Origin of the sequence: Streptomyces sp. CA-111067, from assembly GCF_050956065.1 — a bacterium.
GTDB lineage: Bacteria > Actinomycetota > Actinomycetes > Streptomycetales > Streptomycetaceae > Actinacidiphila.
The window spans coordinates 3,581,277-3,602,053 of record NZ_CP192103.1 but is presented as its reverse complement, the minus strand read 5'-3'; the positions used below and the strand labels follow the sequence as shown (position 1 = coordinate 3,602,053).

At 72.5% G+C, this 20,777-nt stretch carries 22 protein-coding genes; 8 read left to right on the top strand and 14 right to left on the bottom strand.

The genetic code is table 11. From position 1 onward, the window contains the following. Positions 1 to 80 precede the first annotated feature (80 nt). Genes ACQPW6_RS15725 through ACQPW6_RS15715 form a run of 3 tightly spaced genes read right to left on the bottom strand, consistent with a single transcriptional unit; the run spans position 81 to position 2,856 of the window. Complete coding sequence (locus tag ACQPW6_RS15725; protein WP_433890261.1) at positions 81 to 1,313, bottom strand: beta-ketoacyl synthase N-terminal-like domain-containing protein; 1,233 nt, start codon at positions 1,311 to 1,313, stop codon at positions 81 to 83. After that, positions 1,313 to 2,578 carry a beta-ketoacyl-[acyl-carrier-protein] synthase family protein gene (locus tag ACQPW6_RS15720; protein WP_433890260.1) on the bottom strand — a complete coding sequence of 422 codons (1,266 nt, stop codon included), beginning with the start codon at positions 2,576 to 2,578 and terminating at the stop codon, positions 1,313 to 1,315. Before ACQPW6_RS15720 ends, ACQPW6_RS15725 begins: the two co-directional genes overlap by 1 nt. After that, positions 2,575 to 2,856 carry an acyl carrier protein gene (locus tag ACQPW6_RS15715; RefSeq protein WP_433890259.1) on the bottom strand — a complete coding sequence of 94 codons (282 nt, stop codon included), beginning with the start codon at positions 2,854 to 2,856 and terminating at the stop codon, positions 2,575 to 2,577. Before ACQPW6_RS15715 ends, ACQPW6_RS15720 begins: the two co-directional genes overlap by 4 nt. Positions 2,857 to 3,078: 222 nt before the next feature. Between ACQPW6_RS15715 and ACQPW6_RS15710 the strand changes: the two genes are divergently transcribed. Genes ACQPW6_RS15710 through ACQPW6_RS15685 form a run of 6 tightly spaced genes read left to right on the top strand, consistent with a single transcriptional unit; the run spans position 3,079 to position 8,183 of the window. Then, positions 3,079 to 3,984: an SAM-dependent methyltransferase gene (locus ACQPW6_RS15710; protein WP_433890258.1), complete on the top strand. Its 906-nt coding sequence runs from the start codon at positions 3,079 to 3,081 to the stop codon at positions 3,982 to 3,984. Positions 3,985 to 3,996: 12 nt separating this feature from the next. Beyond that, positions 3,997 to 4,761 carry a class I SAM-dependent methyltransferase gene (locus ACQPW6_RS15705; protein WP_433890257.1) on the top strand — a complete coding sequence of 255 codons (765 nt, stop codon included), beginning with the start codon at positions 3,997 to 3,999 and terminating at the stop codon, positions 4,759 to 4,761. After that, positions 4,758 to 5,501 carry a sensor histidine kinase gene (locus ACQPW6_RS15700; RefSeq protein WP_433890256.1) on the top strand — a complete coding sequence of 248 codons (744 nt, stop codon included), beginning with the start codon at positions 4,758 to 4,760 and terminating at the stop codon, positions 5,499 to 5,501. Before ACQPW6_RS15705 ends, ACQPW6_RS15700 begins: the two co-directional genes overlap by 4 nt. Further along, positions 5,498 to 6,157 carry a response regulator gene (locus tag ACQPW6_RS15695; protein ID WP_433890255.1) on the top strand — a complete coding sequence of 220 codons (660 nt, stop codon included), beginning with the start codon at positions 5,498 to 5,500 and terminating at the stop codon, positions 6,155 to 6,157. The genes ACQPW6_RS15700 and ACQPW6_RS15695 overlap by 4 nt, the downstream gene beginning before the upstream one ends. Further along, on the top strand, positions 6,157 to 7,113 hold the full coding sequence (locus ACQPW6_RS15690; protein ID WP_433894541.1) for a class I SAM-dependent methyltransferase: 957 nt from the start codon (positions 6,157 to 6,159) through the stop codon (positions 7,111 to 7,113). The genes ACQPW6_RS15695 and ACQPW6_RS15690 overlap by 1 nt, the downstream gene beginning before the upstream one ends. Before the next feature lie 2 nt (positions 7,114 to 7,115). After that, entirely contained in the window at positions 7,116 to 8,183 is a 1,068-nt protein-coding gene (locus tag ACQPW6_RS15685) for an FAD-dependent monooxygenase (RefSeq protein WP_433890254.1), read from the top strand. Between the two features lie 81 nt (positions 8,184 to 8,264). On the opposite strand, the gene ACQPW6_RS15680 is transcribed toward ACQPW6_RS15685, so the two are convergent. From ACQPW6_RS15680 to ACQPW6_RS15635, 10 genes are all read right to left on the bottom strand, one after another. After that, the gene (locus ACQPW6_RS15680; RefSeq protein ID WP_433890253.1) at positions 8,265 to 9,281 is read right to left on the bottom strand and encodes a tyrosine-protein phosphatase; all 1,017 of its coding nucleotides are present in this window, start codon (positions 9,279 to 9,281) and stop codon (positions 8,265 to 8,267) included. Between the two features lie 94 nt (positions 9,282 to 9,375). Then, positions 9,376 to 9,942, bottom strand: coding sequence for a PadR family transcriptional regulator (locus ACQPW6_RS15675; RefSeq protein ID WP_433890252.1), 567 nt, complete (start codon positions 9,940 to 9,942; stop codon positions 9,376 to 9,378). Positions 9,943 to 10,188: 246 nt separating this feature from the next. Further along, positions 10,189 to 10,596: a hypothetical protein gene (locus tag ACQPW6_RS15670; RefSeq protein ID WP_433890251.1), complete on the bottom strand. Its 408-nt coding sequence runs from the start codon at positions 10,594 to 10,596 to the stop codon at positions 10,189 to 10,191. 466 nt (positions 10,597 to 11,062) lie between these two features. Beyond that, on the bottom strand, positions 11,063 to 11,941 hold the full coding sequence (locus ACQPW6_RS15665) for a geranyl diphosphate 2-C-methyltransferase (protein ID WP_433890250.1): 879 nt from the start codon (positions 11,939 to 11,941) through the stop codon (positions 11,063 to 11,065). A 72-nt stretch (positions 11,942 to 12,013) separates the two neighbouring features. Further along, complete coding sequence (locus tag ACQPW6_RS15660) at positions 12,014 to 13,054, bottom strand: family 2 encapsulin nanocompartment cargo protein terpene cyclase (RefSeq protein WP_433890249.1); 1,041 nt, start codon at positions 13,052 to 13,054, stop codon at positions 12,014 to 12,016. After that, positions 13,051 to 14,499 (bottom strand): family 2B encapsulin nanocompartment shell protein, encoded by a 1,449-nt coding sequence (locus ACQPW6_RS15655; protein WP_433890248.1) that lies wholly within the window; start codon positions 14,497 to 14,499, stop codon positions 13,051 to 13,053. Before ACQPW6_RS15655 ends, ACQPW6_RS15660 begins: the two co-directional genes overlap by 4 nt. Before the next feature lie 214 nt (positions 14,500 to 14,713). Continuing rightward, positions 14,714 to 16,384 carry an ABC-F family ATP-binding cassette domain-containing protein gene (locus tag ACQPW6_RS15650; protein WP_433890247.1) on the bottom strand — a complete coding sequence of 557 codons (1,671 nt, stop codon included), beginning with the start codon at positions 16,382 to 16,384 and terminating at the stop codon, positions 14,714 to 14,716. Positions 16,385 to 16,662: 278 nt separating this feature from the next. Then, a complete protein-coding gene (locus ACQPW6_RS15645; RefSeq protein ID WP_433890246.1) occupies positions 16,663 to 17,124 on the bottom strand; it encodes a hypothetical protein in 462 nt (153 codons plus the stop codon). Further along, the gene (locus ACQPW6_RS15640; protein WP_433890245.1) at positions 17,121 to 17,696 is read right to left on the bottom strand and encodes an RNA polymerase sigma factor; all 576 of its coding nucleotides are present in this window, start codon (positions 17,694 to 17,696) and stop codon (positions 17,121 to 17,123) included. The genes ACQPW6_RS15645 and ACQPW6_RS15640 overlap by 4 nt, the downstream gene beginning before the upstream one ends. A 137-nt stretch (positions 17,697 to 17,833) precedes the next feature. Beyond that, a complete protein-coding gene (locus tag ACQPW6_RS15635; RefSeq protein WP_433890244.1) occupies positions 17,834 to 17,923 on the bottom strand; it encodes an LPXTG cell wall anchor domain-containing protein in 90 nt (29 codons plus the stop codon). Between the two features lie 199 nt (positions 17,924 to 18,122). Here ACQPW6_RS15635 and ACQPW6_RS15630 point away from each other — a divergent pair, with 199 nt between their 5' ends. Beyond that, a complete protein-coding gene (locus ACQPW6_RS15630) occupies positions 18,123 to 18,692 on the top strand; it encodes a TetR/AcrR family transcriptional regulator (protein ID WP_433890243.1) in 570 nt (189 codons plus the stop codon). A 296-nt stretch (positions 18,693 to 18,988) separates the two neighbouring features. Next, entirely contained in the window at positions 18,989 to 20,191 is a 1,203-nt protein-coding gene (locus tag ACQPW6_RS15625) for a GDSL-type esterase/lipase family protein (protein WP_433890242.1), read from the top strand. Here the strand turns inward: ACQPW6_RS15625 and ACQPW6_RS15620 are convergent. Beyond that, a complete protein-coding gene (locus ACQPW6_RS15620; RefSeq protein WP_433890241.1) occupies positions 20,188 to 20,736 on the bottom strand; it encodes a pyridoxamine 5'-phosphate oxidase family protein in 549 nt (182 codons plus the stop codon). The genes ACQPW6_RS15625 and ACQPW6_RS15620 overlap by 4 nt on opposite strands. Positions 20,737 to 20,777 lie beyond the last annotated feature (41 nt).

The following is a 20,777-nucleotide window of genomic DNA, read 5'->3' as shown; positions in this document are numbered from 1 at the left end:
GCGGGCGTACTTCTCGGACGGTACGAAGAAGCCCGCGCGGCCGTCGTTCCAGGGGACGTGACGCGCGCTGCGAGGTGACGTCAGGGGCGCTGCGGGGTACGGGCGCGCAGCACCAGCGCGCTGTTGAATCCGCCCTGGCCGCGGGCGGTGACCAGGACGGTGTCCAGCCGGCGTTCGCGCGGCCGGCACACCAGATCCAGGCCGTACTCCGGATCGGGGTCGTCCAGATTGCCGACCGGCGGGATGACGCCGGCCCGCATCGCCAGCAGCGCCGTGGCCACGTTGAGCGCGCTGCCGCCGGACAGCAGCCGGCCGACGAGCCCCTGCGGGGCGGTGACCGGCACCCCGTGCGGGCCGAACACCGAGCGAAGCGCCATTGCTTCGGCCGCGTCGGCCTCCGGGCGGCCGGCCCCGTCGGCGAGCACCAGGTCCACCTGGTCGGGGCGAACTTCCGCCTTGTGCAGGGCCAGTTGGATGGCGCGGGCGTACTGCCGCCCGTCGGACGCGGATTCACGGTAGTGGTGCGCGTCCTGGGTGGCGGCGTAGCCGGCGAGCACGCCGTAGCCGGCCGGGCCTGACCTGGCCCGCAGCGAGGTGTCGTCCTCGATGACGAGCACCGCGCCGCCCTCGCCCGGCAGATGGCCGTTGGCCGCCCGGTCGAACGGCTTGTAGCCGGCCTTCGGGTCGGTGGCGGTGGAGAGGTGGCCGCCGGCCATCTGCGCGGTCAGCGCATAGGGCGCGATCGGCGCCTCGGTGCCGCCGGCCAGGACGGCGCCGGTGCCGCGGCGGATCGCCCGGTCCGCCCAGCCCATGCTGTCGATGCCGGACGCGGCGTCGGAGACCAGCACTCCGCACGGGCCCTTCGCGCCCTGGTGGATGGCCACTTGGCCGGTGCTTGCGGCGTAGAACCAGGCGATCGACTGGTACGCGGTGACCGCCTTGCGGCCCCTGCTCCACAGGGCCTGGATCTCCCGCTGGCCGAACTCGTTGCCGCCCGAGCCGCTGCCCAGGATGACGGAGGTGGCGTACGGGTCGTACGCCGCCGGGTCGTAGCCGGCGTCGTCAAGTGCCATGCCGGTGGCGGCGATCGCCAGCCACGTCCACCGGTCGGTCTGCACGGCCAGCCGGTCCGGTACGTGCTCGGTGACGTCGAACCCGGGTACCTGGCCGGCCAGGGTGGTGGCGTACCGGCCGGCGTCGAACGTCTCGATCGGCCGCACCGCGAGCTCGCCGGCCAGGGTCGCGCGCCAGTGCTCGGCCGCGCCGATGCCGGTAGGCGCCACCACGCCGAGCCCGGTGATCACGGCGGCCATCAGCGCACCCCGGCCAGGACGATCGCGGACTGGAAACCGCCGAAGCCGCTGCCGACCGACAGGGCCGCGTCCACCCGGTGGTCGCGGGCGGTGTTGGGGACGTAGTCCAGGTCGCAGAGCGGGTCGGGCGCGGAGTAGTTGGCGGTGGGCGGCACGACGTTGTGCTCGATGGCCAGTGCGGTCGCGGCTACTTCGATGGAGCCGATCGCGCCGAGGGAGTGCCCCACCATGGACTTGATGGAGCTGACCGGCACCCGGTAGGCGTACTCCCCGAGGCTGAGCTTGAAGGCGGCGGTCTCATGCCGGTCGTTCTGCTTGGTGCCCGAGCCGTGCGCGTTCACGTAGTCGAGCGCGGTCGGGTCCAGCCGCGCCTGGTCGAGGGCGCTGCCGATCGCGGCGGCCATCTCCACGCCGTCCGGGCGCAGTCCGGTCATGTGGAAGGCGTTGCAGCGGTTGGCGTAGCCGCGGATCTCCGCGTAGATGTGCGCGTCCCGCCGCCTGGCGTGCTCGTACTCCTCCAGGATGAGTACCGCGGAACCCTCGCCCATCACGAACCCGTCGCGGGTCGCGTCGAACGGCCGGGAGGCGTGCTCGGGGTCGTCGTTGCGGGTGCTGGTGGCGCCGATCGCGTCGAAGCAGGCGATCGAGATCGGGGTGATCGGGGCGTCGCTCGCGCCGGCCACCATGATGTCGGCCACGTCGTCCTGGATCAGCTGGTACGCCTGCCCGATCGCGTCGATGCCCGAGGTGCAGCCGGTGGAGACCACCGAGGCCGGGCCGTGCGCGCCGTAGCGGTGCGCGACCTCGGCGGCCATGCTGCTGGGAACCCACGCCTGGTAGAGGAAGCTGGACGCGAACTCCGGGTCCACCAGCCAGTTGCGGCCGTTGTCGCTGGCCACCACGTACTCGTCCTCCAGGCGGGTGCTCGCGCCGACCGCGCTGCCCAGGCACACCGCCATCCGCTCGTGGTCGAACCCGCCGTCCAGGGCCAGGCCCGAGTCGGCCATCGCCTCGTCGGCGGCGACCAGCGCGAACTGGACCGAGCGGTCGTTGCGGAACACCTCCTGCCGGGTCAGGCCCGCCGCGAGCGGGTCGAAATCGACCTCGGCGGCCAGCTGGGAGCGGAACTGCGCCGGGTTGAACAGCGATATCCGGCGGGTCGCGGTGCGCCCGTCGGTGATCTGCTGCCAGAACGCCTTCCGCGTGCCGCCACCGGGCGCGACCACGCCGATCCCGGTGACCACGATGCGCCGCAGGCCGCTCATCGCGCGTGCTCGCTCAGTCCTTCGTCGACCAGGGTGCCTTGGCTGACCAGCGTGCCGTGGTTGACCAGCGCCACCAGCTCGCCGAAGGTGGCGCCGGCGTGCTCGTCGTCCAGCTCGACCCCGTAGCGGTCCGCGATCTCCGCCCTGACCTGGAGCTGCGCGAGCGAGTCCAGATCGACGTCGGTGAGCGTGGCAGTCGGGTCGGCGGTGACCGCGGAACGGGGCAGTCCTGCTTTGACGACCAGGATCTCCATCAGCTCGTCAATTGTGAATGACACAGCGAATCCCCTTCGCATTTCGGCAACGGACCAGGGGCCTCAGGCTACGCAATAATGCTCCTGAATTTCTTCCGCCCAGGGAACTAAATCGGCTCATACCCGAGAATGAGGCCGACCCATCCTCGCGAATGACTTATTGCCTACCCAAGGAATTATTGACGGCATTTCCGCACCGATGCTTCACTGAGCTCAATTGATTTCCCCGATCGGGCGGAGACGAGAATGGACGCGTCAGCAGCACCGACAAAGGCACCGGCCGGCGCCGGGATCACCGCGGTCGCGGTGGCGATGGCAAGGGCGATGGAGTCCGGCCGCGCGGACCGGATGTTCGACGACCCGTACGCCCAGCTGTTCGTCGACGCGGCCAAGGCCGTCACCGAGCCGGACGAGTGGCCGTCGCTGGAGGCCTGGGTGGATCTGTTCTACTCCCGCGGGGTGGTGCGCACCCGCTTCATCGACGACTACCTGCGGGACGCGGCGGCGGCCGGCTGCACCCAGGTGGTGCTGCTCGGGGCCGGCCTCGACACGCGGGCGTTCCGGCTGCCGCTGCCGGAGGCGGACGTGTTCGAGGTGGACACCCCGTCGGTGTTCGGCTTCAAGGACAAGGTGCTCGCCGACGCGGGCGCCAGGCCGACCGCCCGCTCCCGCAACGCCGTCCACGCCGACCTGAGGGAGGATTTCGCCGCCCGGCTCACCGGCCACGGGGCTGACCACGGGACGGGCCACGGGACGGGCCAGGGCGCCGGCCAGGGGGCCGGCCACTCGTTCGATCCCGGCAGGCCGACCGCGTGGGTCGCCGAGGGCGTGCTGCCCTACCTCACCGGCGACCAGGCCCGGCAGGTGATCACCGACGTCGGCCGGCTGTCCGCACCCGGCAGCCGGCTGGTGTTCGAACACGCCGACAAGGCGGGACCCGACCCGCGGGCCGCCGCCGCGGCGCTCACCACGCCCGGCGCGGACCGGATCAGCGCCATGGTCCGCGGCGGCCTCGGCCCGGGCGGCCGGGACTGGGTGGCGGCGCAGGGCTGGACGCTGGAGATCACCGAGCGCGGCGACCTCGGCGCGCGCTACGGGCGGCCCGACGGCCGGCTGCCCGGCGGCCAGTTCATCACCGCGACCCGAGACTGACCGGGCGAGGACATGGAATCCAACCAGGCATCCAAACCGGTGGCGCAACCGGCATCTGAACCGGTACCTGAACCGCCGTCAGAACCCTTCGTGGAAGCGGCACTTCAGGAACCGACACAGGCCCGCATTCAGGCCGGCGCCGAGTCCTATCGGCGACCCATGCTCGCGGCCTACGACATGTTCGTACTCGGCATGATGAGCCGGTTTATGTGGCGCTGTCCGCGCGGTCGAATGCTGGCACACTACAACCGGCAGATCGGTGCGGCGCATCTGGATATCGGACCCGGCACCGGCTGGTTTCTGGACAAATGCAGATTTCCGGTGGAATCCCCGTCGATCACGCTGGTCGACCTCAACGAGGTGGTGCTCGCCACCACCGCGCGCCGGATCAGCCGGTACCACCCGCAGATCCGGGTCGGTGACGCGTTCCAGCCGTTCGCCCTCGGCGCCGAGCGGTACGACTCGGTCGGCATGAACTTCCTGCTGCACTGCCTGCCCGGCTCGATGCGGCAGAAGTCGGTGGTCTTCGACCACGTGACGCCGCTGCTGCGGCCCGGCGGCCGGGTGTTCGGCAGCACCGTCCTCGGCAACGGCCCGCACCACACGAGGCGTTCGGGGAAGCTGCTGGCCAAGCTCAACCGCAGCGAGGTGTTCAGCAACCTCGACGACCGACTGGAGGATCTGAACGAGGAGTTGAGCGCCCGGTTCACCGATGTCGAGACGGTCAGGACCGGTACGGTCTGCCTGTTCTCCGCGCGGCTTCCGGGGGCGCGATGAGCGGCGAGCTTGCGCCGCCGGCCCCGGGCCCGTTCGGCGGCGGGCTGCCCCCGCTGGCGCAGAGCCTGCACGACGGGGTGCTCCAGACCCTCGCCATGGCCAGGATCCAGCTCGGCCGGGCGCTCGCCGGGCCCGGCCCGCTGCCGCGCGAACTGGGCACGGAACTCAAGGAGTTGATCGACCGGGAGATCGCCAACCTCCGTGACCTGATCGACGGTTCGGCATTGCCCGCCCCACCGCAGCCCGACCTGCCGTCCGCGCTGACCGCCACCGCCGAGGATCTTCAGTCGGCCACCGGCATCGACATCCGCGTCGAGAGCCGCGGCGCCCCGCGCGGCCGGTGGTCGGCCAACGACCTGATCGCGTACCGGATCCTGCGCGAGGCACTGCACAACACCGCCAAGCACAGCGGCGCCGAGCACGCCTGGGTGACCGTGGCGGGCGGCCGGGACCGGCTGGTCTGCGTGGTGTCCGACGACGGCCGCGGCTTCGAACCGGCCGCCACCGGGCCGCACTTCGGGCTCACCGGGATGTACGCGCAGGCCCGGGAGGCGGGCGGCTATCTGGCGGTGCGGTCCCGGCGCACCGGCACGTACGTCACGCTCTCGCTGCCCAGGAGTCCGCGACCGAAGGGGCCGTACGGGTCGCGGGGGCCGAGCGGGCCCAACGGGCTGAACGCGTCGGGCCGTTCGAGCGTGTCGAAGACGTCGAGCAGGCCGGACGGGGAGGCCAGGCGATGACGTCGCCCGACCGTACGGTGACAGCCCGACCGACCATCCTGATCTGTGACGACCACCCCGTCGTACGCTGCGGCATCCGCACGCTGCTCGCCGAGGAGCGCTACGACGTCGTGGGCGAGGCGGCCGACCTGGCCGGCACCGTCGAGCAGGTGGACCGGCACCGTCCCACCGTGCTGCTTCTCGACCTCAGCTTCCTCGGCACCATCAGCCTCGGCATTCTGCCCACCGTACGGGCGGTGTCGCCGGGCACCCGGGTGCTCATGCTCACCATGCACAACGACCTCGACTCCGCACGGCAGTCGCTGGCCGCCGGCGCGCACGGCTTCCTGCCCAAGGACGCCGCCGCCGAGGAACTCGTCGCCGCCGTCGACGCGTTGGCGGCCGGCGGCCGGTACCTCGATCCGGCGCTCGGCGCCGCACTGCTCGACCGGCCGGACGACCCCGACGGAGCGCTGAGCCGGCGTGAACGCGAAGTGCTCGGGCTGATCGCCGACGGACTGACTCACCATCAGATAGCCGACGAACTGGGCCTGTCGGTCCGCACCATCGAAGCGCAGCGCGCGTCCATCAAAGTCAAGCTCGGCGTCAGCCGGCGGGCGGAGCTGATCAGCTACGCCCGCCGGCTGCGGCTGACCACCACAGGAGGCGAACGGTGATGCAGACCGGCCGGCCAAGCCGCACCGCGTTGAGCTCGGCGCGGGCCCGCGCCGTCCACCAGGAGGCGGACGCGCCACCGGTGTTCGCCGACCCGCTGGCGGCCCGCATCATCGGCGGGCTCGCCGACCCCGCCGACGGTTCCGGAAACGCAGCGGCCGCGCTGCCGCCCGGCACACGCCAAATGCCCGCCGAGGTGAGGCTGTTCATGGCGCTGCGCCACCGGGTCGCCGAGGACGCGCTGAGCGCCGCCACCGGGACCCGGCAGGTGGTCATCCTCGGGGCGGGCCTCGACACGTTCGCCTACCGGAACAGGAATCCGGCGCTGAAGGTCTTCGAGGTGGACCTGCCGGCCACCCAGGCGTGGAAGCGCGGCCGGCTGGCCGAGGCCGGCATCGCGATACCCGACACGGTCGTCTTCTGCCCGGTGGACTTCGCCGAGCAGACCGCGGAGGCGGGCCTCGCCGCCGCCGGATTCGACCCGCACGCACCGGCGTTCTTCCTGCTGCTGGGGGTGGCGCCCTATCTGACCAGGGACGCGCTGCTCGACACCGCGCGCTTCGTGGCCCGGCTGCCGGCGCCCACCGAGCTGGTCTTCGACTACAACCAGCCGGCCGAGGCGCTGCCCCCGCAACGCAGGCCGGTACTGGCCGCGATGGCCGAGGCGATGGCCCGGACGGGCGAGCCGTGGCGGTCGTTCTTCACTCCGACCGAGATCGCCGCGGAGCTGGCCGCGGCCGGCTTCGGCAGCATCTCTGACGTCGGCTGGCGGTACTGCCTGGAGCGGTACGGGCTCGACCCGTCGCTGCCAGACCTGTTCGGCGGCCGGATCGTGCACGCCCGCGCGACGGCCGAGGACGCGACCCGGGCGGCTGGAACCGCAGCGGCCGGGACCGCAGCGGCCGGGACCGGACCAGCTGTGAACGGGACAACCGCCCCCGGAAACGAGAGGAGTTAGCGATGCACGCCCTGGTCATCGGCGGCGGGGTGGCAGGACCGGCCACCGCCGTCGCGCTGCGTTCCATCGGCGTCGACGTCACCATCTGCGAGGCCCGCCCGGCCGAGGACAAGGACGTCGGGCTGTGGGTGATGGTCGCCCCCAACGGCCTTGCCGCACTGGAGACCCTGGGCCTGAAGGAGACGGTGCTGCGCGAGTCGCTGGCGGGCGCGGTCGGCCCGTCCGGCTTCGCGCCGATGCGCCGCGTCGGCCTCTACCGGCTGCTGCGCGAGGCCGCGGTGGCGCGCGGCGCCCGGATCCTGCACGACCGGCGGCTGGTCGCCGCCGACACCGACGCCGACGGGGTCACCGCGCTGTTCTCCGACAGCTCGACGCTCACCGGCGATCTGCTCGTCGGCTGCGACGGCATCCACTCCAGGACCCGGTCGATCATCGACCCGGCCGCGCCGACCACGCGTTACGTGCCGCTGCTGAACCTCGGCGGCTTCGCGTCCGGCGTGGAGGCGCCCGGCGAGCCGGCGCAACTCCAGTTCATCCGTACCGGCAAGGGCTTCTTCGGCTACGCCGGTTCCGGCAGCGGCGAGGTGTGGTGGTTCGCCAACCTGCCCTGGGGTCAGGAGCCGAGCCGCGCGGAGCTGGCGGAGATGGACCGCGCCTCGCTCATCCGGCGGTTGCTCGCCGCCTTCGCCGACGCGCCCCCGTTCGTCACCGACATGATCCGCTCGACGTACACCGACCTCTACGCGCTGCCGACCCACGACCTGCCCACCGTCCCGACCTGGTCGCGGGACCGGATGGTGATCCTCGGCGACGCGGCCCACGCCACCACCCCGACGTCGGGGCAGGGTTCGTCGATGGCACTGGAGGACGCGGTGGTGCTGGCCAAGTGCCTGCGCGACCTGCCGAGGCCGCAGGCCGCGGCCCGCTACGAGGAGCTGCGCAGGGAACGGGTCGAGGGCATCGTCGCACTGGGCGCCCGCGCGTCGGCCGCCAAGCTCAACGACACCTCGCCCGGAGCCTCGTTGGACTGGGTGCTCGACTACCGGATCGACTGGGCGGCCCGGGTCTGACGGCCCCGGCCCGGCACCAACAGGAGGGGCGCGGCGGGTTCGCCGCGCCCCTCACCCATGTCCGCTACGACGCAGGGTTGTTCAGGAATCCGCGTCCGCTGTCACCAGCCGTTCCCGCAGCACGGCGATCGTCTCGGGCGTCACACCGCCGCGCTCGAACAGGTAGTCCGGCACGGACCCGTACGTCGAGCGCAGCGCGTCCAGCGTGGCCGCCATCGCGTGCCGGGGCGCGCCGAACACCTCGCGGTAGCGGTCCGGGTCGAGGCCGAGCTTGGCGAGCCTGGGCAGCAGCTTGGCCATCCGGCGCTCGCTGAAGTAGCCGCTGCTGAGCGTGTAGTCGTCGAGCACGGCCTCGTCGTCCACGCCGAGCACCGACAGCAGCAGCGCGGCGGCCAGCCCCGTGCGGTCCTTGCCGGCGGTGCAGTGGATCAGCGCGGGCAGGCCGCCGGGTGCGGCGAGCCCGGTGAGCACCCGGCCGAGGGCGGCGGCGTCCTGCTCGCCGATGTCCAGGTAGACGTGGTGCAGGAAGTCGTCGGGCAGGTCGTCGAGCCGGCCGGACCGGAACATCTTGTTGAGCGGGGTGGCGTGCGCCGCGTCACCGCCGATGTCGAAGAGTTCCTGCCGGACGGCGGCGGGCAGCGCGGACGGGGCCTGGGTACGTTCGTCGTCGGTACGCAGGTCGTAGACGACCCGCAGGCCGAGCTGCTCGATCGCGGCGAGGTCGGCGGCGGTGAGCCGGTCGGGCGCGTCCGCGCGGAAGACCGCGCCCCACCGCGTGCGGCCGCCGCCGGCCGTGCGATAGCCGCCCAGGTCACGGAAGTTGCTCGCGCCTTCGAGCGGCAGCAGCCGTTCGGCGGCGAGTACGGCGGTGCCCCCGTCGAGCGGCGCGACGGACACGTAGTGCCTGCCGGGCCCCAGTTCGGGCAGCGACATCCGCGCCGCGCCTTCGACGCGGGCCACCGGATGGGCGTGGTCGATCGCCTCGGGCGTCGGCCCGATCGCCAGCTCGACGGGTCCGCCGCCCGCCAACTCCCATGACACGCCGAGGACTCCGGCGCTGTCGCGCACTACGTCGACCGCCAACACGACCGTTCCCATGTGCTTCCTCCGCTTCGTCCGCGCCGCCGGCGGCCGGGCAACGCGCGCGGCCGTCAGGACGACGTCCACCGGGTGCCGGCCGGCAGCGCGGCTGCTAGTCGAGCCAGGGCATCGCGCCCGCGTCGATGTCGTGGACGACCCGGTCCAGCCAGGCCAGTTCCGCGACGCGCAGCGCCTGTGCGTATTCGGCTTCCAGGGTCACCACACGGGGCAAGTTGGCGGTGTCTTCGGCCAGTTGGGAGGCGATCCGATCGTGGTCCGCCTGGATGGTGTCCCGGCGTTCCCGCAGCAGCTCCACCGCGGTCGCCGCGTCGAGGTTGAGGATGTGGGCGAGACCGGTGACGAACACCGGGTAGTCCGGCGCGGGCGTGCGCAGATAGTCCCGCACCAACGCGTCGGCCACGGCCTCGCCTTCGGCGGTGATCGCGTAGACCGTGCGTTCGGGGCGGGCGCCTTCCCGTTCCGAGGTGACCGCGCTGATCAGTCCGGCGTCGGCCAGCCGGCCGATCGCGTCGTAGAGCGAGCCGCCGCGCATCTTCACGACCTCGTCCACATGCCGCTCGCGGACCAGCGCCTGGATCTCGTAGGGGTGGCGGGGCTGTTCGCGCAGCAGGCTCAGCACCGCGAGCGTCAGGGGCGTACGCAGCGCGCGTGGCGGCATCGGGCTTCCCGTCGGTGGCCACCGCCAACTGGGCGATGAATTAGTCGAGTTCGAGTAACCGAACTCGACTATAGCAGCGCGACCGTGCCGCTTCCAGAGCTCCCGGAGCCCGAAAGCGCGCGGGAGCGGGAAGCCCGCGGGGGCCCGGGAAGCACGCCGGAGCCCGGACGCGCCTCCGGGCCGCCGCCCGCACCGGTGACGGTGGAGGCGGCGGCCCGGAGGTGGGGCGGGGTGGTGCCTGCCGGGTTACCGGCCGACCTTGGGCAGACTGCCCAGCTGGCCGGGCAGCACGGTGTCGGTCTGCTGGGCGCGCATCAGAGCGATCACCGCGCCGGCGCCGGCGAGGATCAGGCTGATCCAGAAGCTGAAGGCGTGGCCGCCGCCGCTGCCGAAGTCGGAGTGCGCGAAGATCGCGATGACGTAGAGCACGAAGCCGATGCCGAAGCCGAGGACGCTCAGCAGCCGGGCCGGCCGCGGCAGGGTCACCGTGGGGACGAACAGGCTGACCGCGACGACCCCCGCCGCGAGCACGGTGACGACCATCGCGAACCAGGCTATGAACAGCCCGTGGCCGAAGTGCCAGGCGCTCCAACTCACGCTCCCGAACGGACCGAGATCCCAGGAGTAGTAGTCGAAGAACGAGAAGATGAACACAATGAAACCGATACCGAGAATCGCCCAGTCGAAGCGATTGACCGATGCGGGGTCGAAAGAACTCCCGGCGGGAACGCCCTGATTCGGCGGGACCGGCGGTCCTGGCGGCGGTGGAACATCGTGCGACATGGCGTCTGCTCTCCCTGCTGACGTGGCTCAACGAACACTCGGAAGCTGAGAGTAGCGGCAGGTCGGCCCGTGCCGTAAGCACGTTGGACGGGCCTGAATCGGATGAGTCGAATGGGTTCTTTTGGTGCTGGTGAGTTCCGCAGTGGCGGGATGCTGCTTCCCGGACGGGCGGGAGGTGCGGGGCCCGCGGAAGGTGAATTATCGGCGGATAGCGCCGCACGCGAGGGTCAAGTTGCCGCAAATTCCCGGAAACGGTAGCGGTAAAGGGGCGGCGCCGGCCGCGGGTGGCTTCCCGCGGCCGGCGCCGGCTGGTGGCCCTGGCGGGCGGGGGAGCGGATCAGATCCGGTCGGCCACGATCATCAGGTACTGGAAGCTGCCGTTCTCGTACGCTGTCAGGAACGCGTCCTCGATCCCGGTGACCAGGTGGTCGGCCTCCTTGCGCAGCTCCCAGTACGGGACGGTGGCCGCGGTCAGGTCCTCGACGTGCACCGGCACCAGCCGGTTCTTGGCCATCGCCTTGAAGTACGCCGAGCGCGGGTGGATGTCGCAGATGTAGTGGGCGTTGATGAGCGACACCTCGCGGGAGGCGCGCCCGTAGGTGTCGTTGTAGCAGCCGGTGATCACCACATAGCGGCCGCCGTGCCGCAGCAGCCGGGAGTGCTCGGCGAACAGCAGGTCCAACTCCACGTACATCGTGGACTCGTTGTTCCAGGAGGCCGCGTAAGCCCCTGTCGGCAGGCCGGTGTCGAGCATGTTGCGGTGGTGGTAGCGCACCTTGCCGTCCACACCGCGCGCCCTGGCCTGCTCGTTGGCGAACTGCGCCTGCTTCGCGGAGATCGTGACGCCGTCGGCGTGGCAGTCGTAGCGCAGGTTCGCGGTGATGCTGCCGCCGCCCCGCCCGCAGCCGGCGTCGAAGACCCGGTCGGTGGGGGCGAGCGGGCCGAGCCGCCCGGCCAGCAGTTCGGCCTGCGCGACCTCCAGGCGGTGCAGTTCCGCGGTGATCTTCTCCCGCCGCCGCTCCGGGTCGGACTCGTCGAGTACGGACCACTGGACGTCACCGACGCCGTAGTGGTGGTGGTAGAGGTCGTCGATCATGCCGAGTTGGAGGTTGACCGGGTTCTGCTCGGCGTTCCAGTAGTCCGCCACGCGGTTCTGGTACGAGGACTGGGCCGGTACCGGCAACTGCGCCGTGCTCGCGGGATGGTGGATGGTCAACAGTGACTCCTCTTGGTGCGGGGTGCTGACGAGCGGGGTGCTGACGATGTGTCACGGAAGGCCGGTTGGCCGCTACCAGTAGTCGGGCAGGTGGTAGCGGTGCGTGTTGGTCGCGTGCCACTCGTGGTTGCCGGCCACCCAGTCCGACAGCCCGCGGGCGTACCGCTCGACCAGTGGTGAGGTCGCCGCCAGCACGGCGGACTCCTCCTCGAACGACTCCATGATCTGGTTGTGGATCTCCACGCTCCTGAGATAGGCCGACTTCAGCCCGCCGCCCTCGTTCTCGGCCACCACCTGCGGCAGGTTGAGGTGCGTCGGGTCGCTCTCCAGCTCCTTGGTGAACGAGTAGAGGTCGTTGACGATGGTGGTCGCGTTACAGGCCAGCGCCGTGATCCGCTGGATCTCCGGGCGGGCGTAGACGACTTCGGGCAGCTCGTAGCCGTCCACCGCGTCGGTGATCGACAGGCAGGGGCGGAAGTTGTTGAACTGCCGCATCACCAGGTACTCCCAGACCTGCGGCCGGTAGCGGGTCTCGTGCCAGGCGGCCTCGGCGAGGTAGCCCAGGTGCAGCCGGGCCATGTCGTGCACGAACCGGCCGCACTGGCTGGGTGTGGCGAACTCGGCGTAGTCCTTCATCGCCCAGTGGTACGACCGCAGCGGGCCGTCGGCCTGCATGCCCAGCAGCCAGCCCTGCTCCGACTCCGGTGTGCCGTGGTGCGGGTCGATCGCCGCCTGCGCCATCAGCAGCGGGCCGCCGAGCCCGCGGTGCGAGCCGCCCTTGCCTTCCTCCTCCTCGCAGTAGCAGTCGTCCACCAGGTTCTCGGCGAGCAGCAGCTTGCCGGCCACGGTGAGGCGGTCCAGGTCGGCGGCGCCCGGGTGCTGGAGGACGACCGCCCGGCCGAACTGGAAGCCGGCGAAGTCCCCTTTCCACGCGGCCGGGAACAGGTCGAGGCCGCGGGCCCAGGTCTCAAGGCGCCGGTCGACCTCGGCGACCTTCGCCTGGTCGGCGGGGGCGGCGGGCCGGTACCGCAGCCCGGGGACGGCGCCGCTGCGCCGGGCCCGCACGGTACGGGCCAGGCTCGGCGGCCCCGGCAGCCGGTAGGGGGCGGTCACTCGGCGCTCCGGCCGAGCTGGGCGTTCTCCAGGATGCCGACCGCGTCGGGGACCAGGATCGCCATCGAGTAGTAGGCGGACACCAGGTACTTCACGATCGCGGTACTGCTGACCCCCATGAACCGTACGTTCAGGCCCCGTTGGTGCTCCTCGGGCAGGCCGGCCGGGTACAGGCCGATGACGCCCTGGTCGTCCTCGCCGGTGCGCAGCGCGATGATGCTGCTGGTGTGCCGCGCGCTGACCGGGATCTTGCCGCACGGGAAGACCGGCACGCCCCGCCAGGCAGGCACCTGGTGCCCGCCCACGTCGGCCGTGCCCGGCACCAGGCCGCGCCGGCTGCACTCCCGGAAGAACGCGGTGATCGCCTTCGGGTGCGCCAGGAACATCCGGGTGCCGCGCCGCATCGACAGCAGCTCGTCCAGGTCGTCGGGCGTCGGCGGTCCGGAGTGCGTGCTGATCCGCTGGCCGTGCTCGGTGTTGTGCAGCAGGCCGAAGTCCCGGTTGTTGACCAGCTCCCATTCCTGCCGCTCGCGGATCGCCTCGACGGTCAGCCGCAGCTGGTGCTGGGTCTGGTCCATCGGGTGGTTGTAGAGGTCGCTGACCCTGCTGTGCACCCGCAGCACGGTCTGCGTCAGCGACAACTCGTACTCGCGCGGCCGGAGTTCGTAGTCGACGAAGCCGGCGCCGATGGCCTGCTCGCCGCGGTGCCCCGCCTGCATCGGGATGTCCGCCTCGCCCTTGCGGTTGGCCGGCAGCCGCTGCCGTCCTTCGTGCCCGGCCAACTGCTCGGCGAACGACGGCAGTCGGTCGGTGAACTCGGCGATCGCCGCCCAGGGCAGCGCCAGCAGGACGGCGGCGGTGTCGGCCCGCACCGAGTCCGTCCAGCGCGGCTCGGTGCCGCCGATGGCCTCGTCGCCCAGCGGCTGCCCGCCGGTGACGACGCCGACGACGGCCTCCTCGCCGTACGCGCCCTCGGTGAACCGGGTGAGCCGGCCGTGCACCACGAGATACGTCTCGGTGACCGGCTGCCCGACCTCGAACAGCACCTGTCCGGCCCGCACTTCGCGCACCTGGTACCTGGCGGCGAGCTCCCGCAGCGCGCCGGTGTCGGAGTAGCCGCGCAGCACCGGCAGTTCGGTGAGGCTCTCCGGGACCACCCGGACGTCGTCGGCGCCGTTGTGCTCGAACTGCACCCGGCCGCCGCCGATCCGCAGCTGGAGCCTGCGGTTGACGCGGTAGGTGCCGGCCTTCACATCGGTCCACGGCAGCATCCTGATCAGCCACCGCGAGCTGATGGCCCGCATCTGCGGTTCTGACTTGGTGGTGGTGGCGAGCTGGCGCGCGGCCAGGGTGCCGAGGCTGGTGAGCCGGCCGCCGGCGGCGGACCGGTCGGGCTGGTCGGGCTCGTCGGTGGTGGGGCCGGTGGTGGTTTCCGAAGCGGGCACGTTCTCTCCCGGGAGATCAACAGAGCGGGGCGCGGCGGCCGCCCAGGGCTCGGCGTCCGGAAGGGGGGACGGCCATCGCGCAGCCACCAGCCAACCAGCGACGGGGGCCACCCCGGTACGGCGTGCGGTGGCCCCCGGGAGCGCAAACCCCGAGGTGAGGCGGCCAGCGGGCGCGCGCGATTCCGCGCGCCGCCCCGCGCCCCCGCGCTCCGGGTTAGACCGCCGACTCCGGTGTCCCCGGCTCGGTGAGTTCGCCGGCGGCCAGGTGCAGCCGGCGGTTCACGCCGATGCGGGCGAGGAACGGCTCGTCGTGGCTGATCACCAGGAACGCTCCCCGGTAGGAGGCCAGCGCGCCTTCCAACTGGGCGGCGCTGACCAGGTCGAGGTTGTTCGTCGGCTCGTCGAGCAGCAGCAGGTGCGGGGACGGCTCCGCGCACAGCACGCAGGCCAGGGTGGCGCGCAGCCGCTCGCCGCCGGACAGCACCCCGACCGGGAGGTGGGCGCCCGGGCCACGGAAGAGGAACCGGGCCAGCAGGTTCATCCGCTCCGACTCCGGCCGGTGCGGGGCGAACGCGGCGAAGTTCTCCGCCACCGTACGGTCCGGGTCCAGCAGGTCGAGACGCTGCGAGAGGTACGCGACCCGGCCGTCCGCCCGGCTGATCCGGCCGCCGTCCGGGTCGAGTCCGCCGCCCACCAGGCGCAGCAGCGTCGTCTTGCCCGAGCCGTTGGGGCCGGTCAGCGCGATCCGCTCCGGGCCGCGGATCGTCAGGCCGACGCCGCCGCCCGCGAACAACGGCTCGCCGCCGTAGCGGACTTGCAGCTCCTCGCCGATGAACAGGTTCCGCCCGGCCGGGACTTCGGTGTCCGGCAGGTCCACGGTGATCCGCTGGTCGTCGCGCAGCGCGCGCCCCGCGTCGTCGAGCCGGGACCTGGCGTCGCTGACCCTCGCGGCGTGCGTCTGGCCCGCGCGGCCCGCGGACTCCTGTGCGCCGCGCTTCATGTTCCCGGCGAAGATCCGCGGCAGGCCGGCGCTCTTGAGGTTGCGGGCGGCGTTGCTCGCGCGCCGCTCGGCGCGCTCGCGGGCCTGCTGCAACTCGCGCTTCTCCCGCTTCAGCTCCTGCTCGGCGTTGCGCACGTTGCGCTCGGCGACCTCCTGGCCGGCCCGCACGGCCTCCTCGTAGGAGGTGAAGTCGCCGCCGTGGAAGCGCAGTTCACCGCGGTCGAGCTCGGCGATCCGCTGCACGCGGTCCAGCAGTGCGCGGTCGTGGCTGACCACCAGCAGGCAGCCGTTCCAGCCCTCCAGCACGTCGTAGAGCCGGTGCCGGGCCTCGGCGTCGAGGTTGTTGGTCGGCTCGTCCAGCAGCAGCACGTCCGGCCGCTTGAGCAGTTGCGCGGCCAGGCCGAGCGAGACGGTCTGCCCGCCGCTGAGGGTGCGCAGGCTCCGGTCGAGGCCGAGCCCGCCCAGGCCCAGCCGGTCCAGCTCGGCGCGGGTGCGCTCCTCGATGTCCCAGTCGTCGCCGATGGCGGTGAAGTGCTCCTCGCTGACGTCCCCCGACTCGACGGCGTCGATGGCGCGGATCACGCCGGCGATCCCCAGCAGGTCGGCGACAACCGGCTCGCCGGGGCGGTCGGCAGAAGCCCCGGCCGGGTCGGCGAGCGGCAGGTTCTGCGGCAGGTACCCGAGCGTGCCGCTGACGAGCAGCGACCCGCCGGTGGGCCGCAGCTCGCCGGCGATCAGCCGGAGCAGCGTGCTCTTGCCGGCGCCGTTGGGCGCGACGAGCCCGGTGCGCCCGGCGCCGAGCGCGAAGCTCAGGTCGTCGAAGACGGGCGTGTCGTCGGGCCAGGAGAAGGACAGATTGGTGCAGATGACGGAGTGCTCTGACATGGCGGAGAGACCTCGGATGGCATGAGGGCAGCCGGAAAGATGCCGCTGCTGCCCTGGGCAGACAAGGGGAAATGTGAACGCCGACATGGCCACGACGGCAGCGCCCCTGTACGCGCGCCTGCCGGTGGCCGATCACATCCGGGCCTCACCCGGAGATGTCGTCGTCACCCGCCATGTCTGCGTCCTTCTCCACACCGAACGATCAAGGTCCCGCCCAGTTTACCAACCGGTGGACGGCCGGCGCGGTGGTCGGCCGTCCCAGGGTGCCCAGCCGCCGCTCAGCCGCGGGGGTTCGTGCGGGTGCGCGGGGGCGCCTTCGTCAGCGTGCAGACGCCGTCCCCGCACTCGCGTTCCAGCCGGCCGCGGGAGATCGTCTGGGCCAGGCCGATCGCCCAGCAGGTGGGGCAGCCGCGGAAGGCGATCAGGCCGAGCGGGGCGGCCAACAGGGTCAGCGGGCCGGCGAACGGCACCGCCGCCATCGAGCCGGCGATCACCGCCAGGCCGATCGCCCCGCGGATCAGATGCCGCGTGACCGACCGGCTCGCGTAGTCGGCGGCCGCCCTGCCCGTCGTGTCGGCCCGGCTCGCCCTGCTGGCCCTGGCCCTGCCGGACCTGTCGGCCATGCTGGCGGCGCCGGACTTGTCGGCCCCGCCGGACCCGTCGGACCCGTCGGCCCTGCCGGCCGCGTCCGCCCCGCTCGCCTCGTTCGTCCTGTCCATCACGTTCACCGGACGGGTCACCTCCCGTGCTCCTCTCCCGCCGCTTGGCGGGTCGTTTCCAGCGAGTGGCGCAGCGCGGCGCGGGCCCGGTGGAGGCGGGACTTCATGGCGGCCGTGCTGAGGCCGAGCGAGCGGGCGACCGTATGCCCGGGCAGGCCCTGGAGGTCCCGCATGACGAGGACCTGCCGCTGCTCGCGGGGGAGCGCGCTCACCGCCGCCGCGATCCGCTCGGCTTGCATCGCGCGCAGCGCCTCCTCCTCCGCGGAGGGAACGGCGCACGGCTCCGGCTCGGCCGCCGGCGCCTCCTTGCGCGCGGCCAGCCGCCGCAGGTGCGCCACGCATTCGTTGCGCACGATGCGGAACATCCAGGACGCGAGCGCCCCGGTCGCCCGCAGCGTGCCGATCTTCTCGTACAGGATGATCAACGCCTCCTGCGCCGCGTCCTCGGCGTCCTGCGGCGAGGCGCACAGCGTGCGGGCGAACCTGCGCACGTGCGGCTGCGACTCCAGGACGACGGCGGCGAGCGAGTCGACGTCCCCGTCCTGGGCCGCCCTGATCAGCCGCTCGTCCGGCCAGCGGAAGCTTCGGCTCATGGCTCCTGCCTGCGGGTGTCCCTGCGGGTGCGGGTGCGGGTGCGGGTGTGAGTCCGGGGCCGGATGCGTGTACGGGCCCGGGTGGGGGTACGGGTGCGGCTCCGCGTACTCGTGCGGCTCCGCGTACGGGCGCGCACTCATACGCGACCTCGCCGCCGCCGCCGCAGCGTGACGCTGCACGCGCACACCAGCAGGATGCCGACGATCGCGATGCCGATCCACATCATGGTTCTTCCTCCGTGACCCCGTTCACCGGCCCCGGCGGCCGGTACGCCCACAAGAGGCGCCGGCCGCCGAAAAGGATTCACACCGCTCGGCTCGCGGGCGCGCTCCGACCCCCGTCACCGTTCCCTTCATCTCAGGCAGATTTGCCTAAAGGTATTAGGTAAATGCACACTGGTCTTAGCTGAACGGAAGGAGCGAGCCATGGCACGGGCAGGACTGACCGCGGACCGGCTCACCCTCGCGGGAGCCGAACTCGCCGACGAGGTCGGCTTCGACCAGGTGACCGTCTCCGCGCTGGCCCGGCGCTTCGACGTCAAGGTCGCGAGCCTGTATTCGCACGTCAAGAGCTCGCAGGACCTCAAGACCAGGATCGCGCTGCTCGCCCTGGCCGAACTCGCCGACCGGGGCGCCGCCGCGCTGGCCGGGCGAGCCGGGAAGGACGCCTTGGCCGCGTTCGGCAACGTCTACCGCGACTACGCCAGGGAGCATCCCGGCCGCTACGCCGCCGCCCAGTTCCGGCTCGACCCGGAGGCCGCGGCCGCCAGCGCCGGCGGTCGGCACGCGCAGATGACCCGGGCGATCCTGCGCGGCTACGACCTGGCCGAACCGGACCAGACCCACGCCGTCCGGCTGATCGGCAGCGTCTTCCACGGCTACGTCAGCCTGGAGGCGGCGGGCGGCTTCAGCCACAGCGCGCCGGACTCGCAGGAGTCCTGGACGCGAGTGCTGGACGCGCTCGACGCTCTCCTGAGGAGTTGGCCGGTGTCGTGACCGGCGCCCGGCCCGGCACCCGGCCGGCGGCCGGCCCAGCACCCGTCCCGGCGGCCAGTCCCGCGCTCTGCCCGGCGGCCGGTCCCGCGGCCGGTCCCGCGCCCGGTCCCGCGCCTGGCCCAGCGCTCGGCCCGCGCCCGGCCCTGCGCCCGGCCCCCCCGGGACACAGCCCCCGCCGTGCCGGTTCCGGTTCGCGGCCGGTTTCCGGTCCGTCGTGGCTGGTCGCGCAGTTCCCCGCGCCCCTGGGGTACCCGTCCCCGAGTCCCGCACATCGCACGCTTAACAGTTTGGACACCATGAACACCACGCCCCCCTGGACCACCACCCCCCTCACCGCCGACCTGCTGCGCGGCGCCCTCGACCTGGAGCGCACCGCGCACGGCCTGCTGCCGCACCGGCTGCCCGGCTGGGCTCGCGCGCAGTACGCCGACGGGCAACTGGCCATGGCCGAGTCCCAGCCCGCCGGCGTCCGGCTGGTGTTCCGTACCGCCGCCACCGCCGTCGAACTGGACACGCTGCCCACCAAACGGGTCTACGTCGGCGCCCCGCCGCGCCCCGGCGGCGTGTACGACCTGGTGGTGGACGGCCAACTGGCCGCCCAGGGCAGCGTGCCCGGCGGCAGCACCCTGACCATCGACATGACCGACGGGACCGCCGAGCACCACCAGGGCCGGCCCGGCACCGTCCGCTTCACCGGCCTGCCCGGCCGCGACAAGCTCGTCGAGCTCTGGCTGCCGCACAACGAGACCACCGAGCTGATCGCGCTGCGCACCGACGCGCCCGTCGAGCCGGTGCCGGCGGGCGACCGCCGGGTGTGGCTGCACCACGGCAGCTCGATCAGCCACGGCTCCGACGCGGCCAGCCCCACCACCACCTGGCCCGCGCTGGCCGCCTCCCTCGGCGGCGTGGACCTGGTCAACCTGGGCCTGGGCGGCAGCGCGCTGCTCGACCCGTTCACCGCGCGGACCATGCGCGACACCCCGGCCGACCTCATCAGCGTCAAGATCGGCATCAACATCGTCAACGCCGACCTGATGCGGCTGCGCGCCTTCGGCCCCGCCGTGCACGGCTTCCTCGACACCATCCGCGACGGCCACCCGGACACGCCGCTGCTCGTCGTCTCGCCCGTGCTGTGCCCCATCCACGAGGACACCCCCGGCCCCAGCGCGCCGGACTTCAGCACCGTCAGCGAGGGACAGCTCAGGTTCAAGGCGACCGGCGACCCGGCGGAACGGGCCTTCGGGAAGCTGACGCTCAACGTCATCCGGGACGAGCTCAGCTCCCTCGTGCGGCAGCGCGCGGCCGACGACCCGAACCTGCACCACCTCGACGGCCGCGACCTGTACGGCGAGCAGGACTTCGCCGAACTGCCGCTGCCCGACGGGCTGCACCCGGACGCCGCCGCCCACCGCCGGATCGGCGAGCGCTTCGCCGCCACGGCCTTCGCGCCGGACGGCCCGTTCACGGCGAGCCACGACGGAGCGGGGACGGCGGCCTAGTCGAATCGCCAGCGCGTCTGGGCGTACGTCCCCTCCTTGCGGAAGGCCAGCACCTTGGCCGGCGCCACCTCGTAGACGCCGGCCGCGCCGCCGCCCGGATGCCAGAAATCCCCGTCCCTGACCTCGAAACGCCACTCCTCGCCGTACTTCCGCACCCACGCGTCGGCCAGCACCGCGAGCCGCTCCCGCGCCCTCACCCGAACGGCCGCGCCCTCGACCACCACGTCCAGCCCCTCCTTGAGGCCGTTGTTCCCGGTGGTCACCGCGACCTGCGGGTTGGCGGCCAGGTTGCGGGCCTTCTGCTCCCCGTCGCCGGTGGTGAAGAAGAGCCGTTGCTCGTGCCAGACCGCGATCAACGGCGTGACATGCGGCCGGCCGTCCGCCCGCACAGTGGTCAGCCAGTACGTGCCGGCCGCCGCCAGCACCGCGTCCACCTCCGCCCACCCCGAGGGCTCCGCCGCAGGTGCGCTGAAGCGTGAGTCGAGCGTGCCGTTCGCCATGTCGTCCTCCGGAGGTTCGGTGCGGTTATGTCCGGTTCCCAGCATGAGGGGAGGGTCTGACATTCCGCCGCCGCCCCGGTGACCAC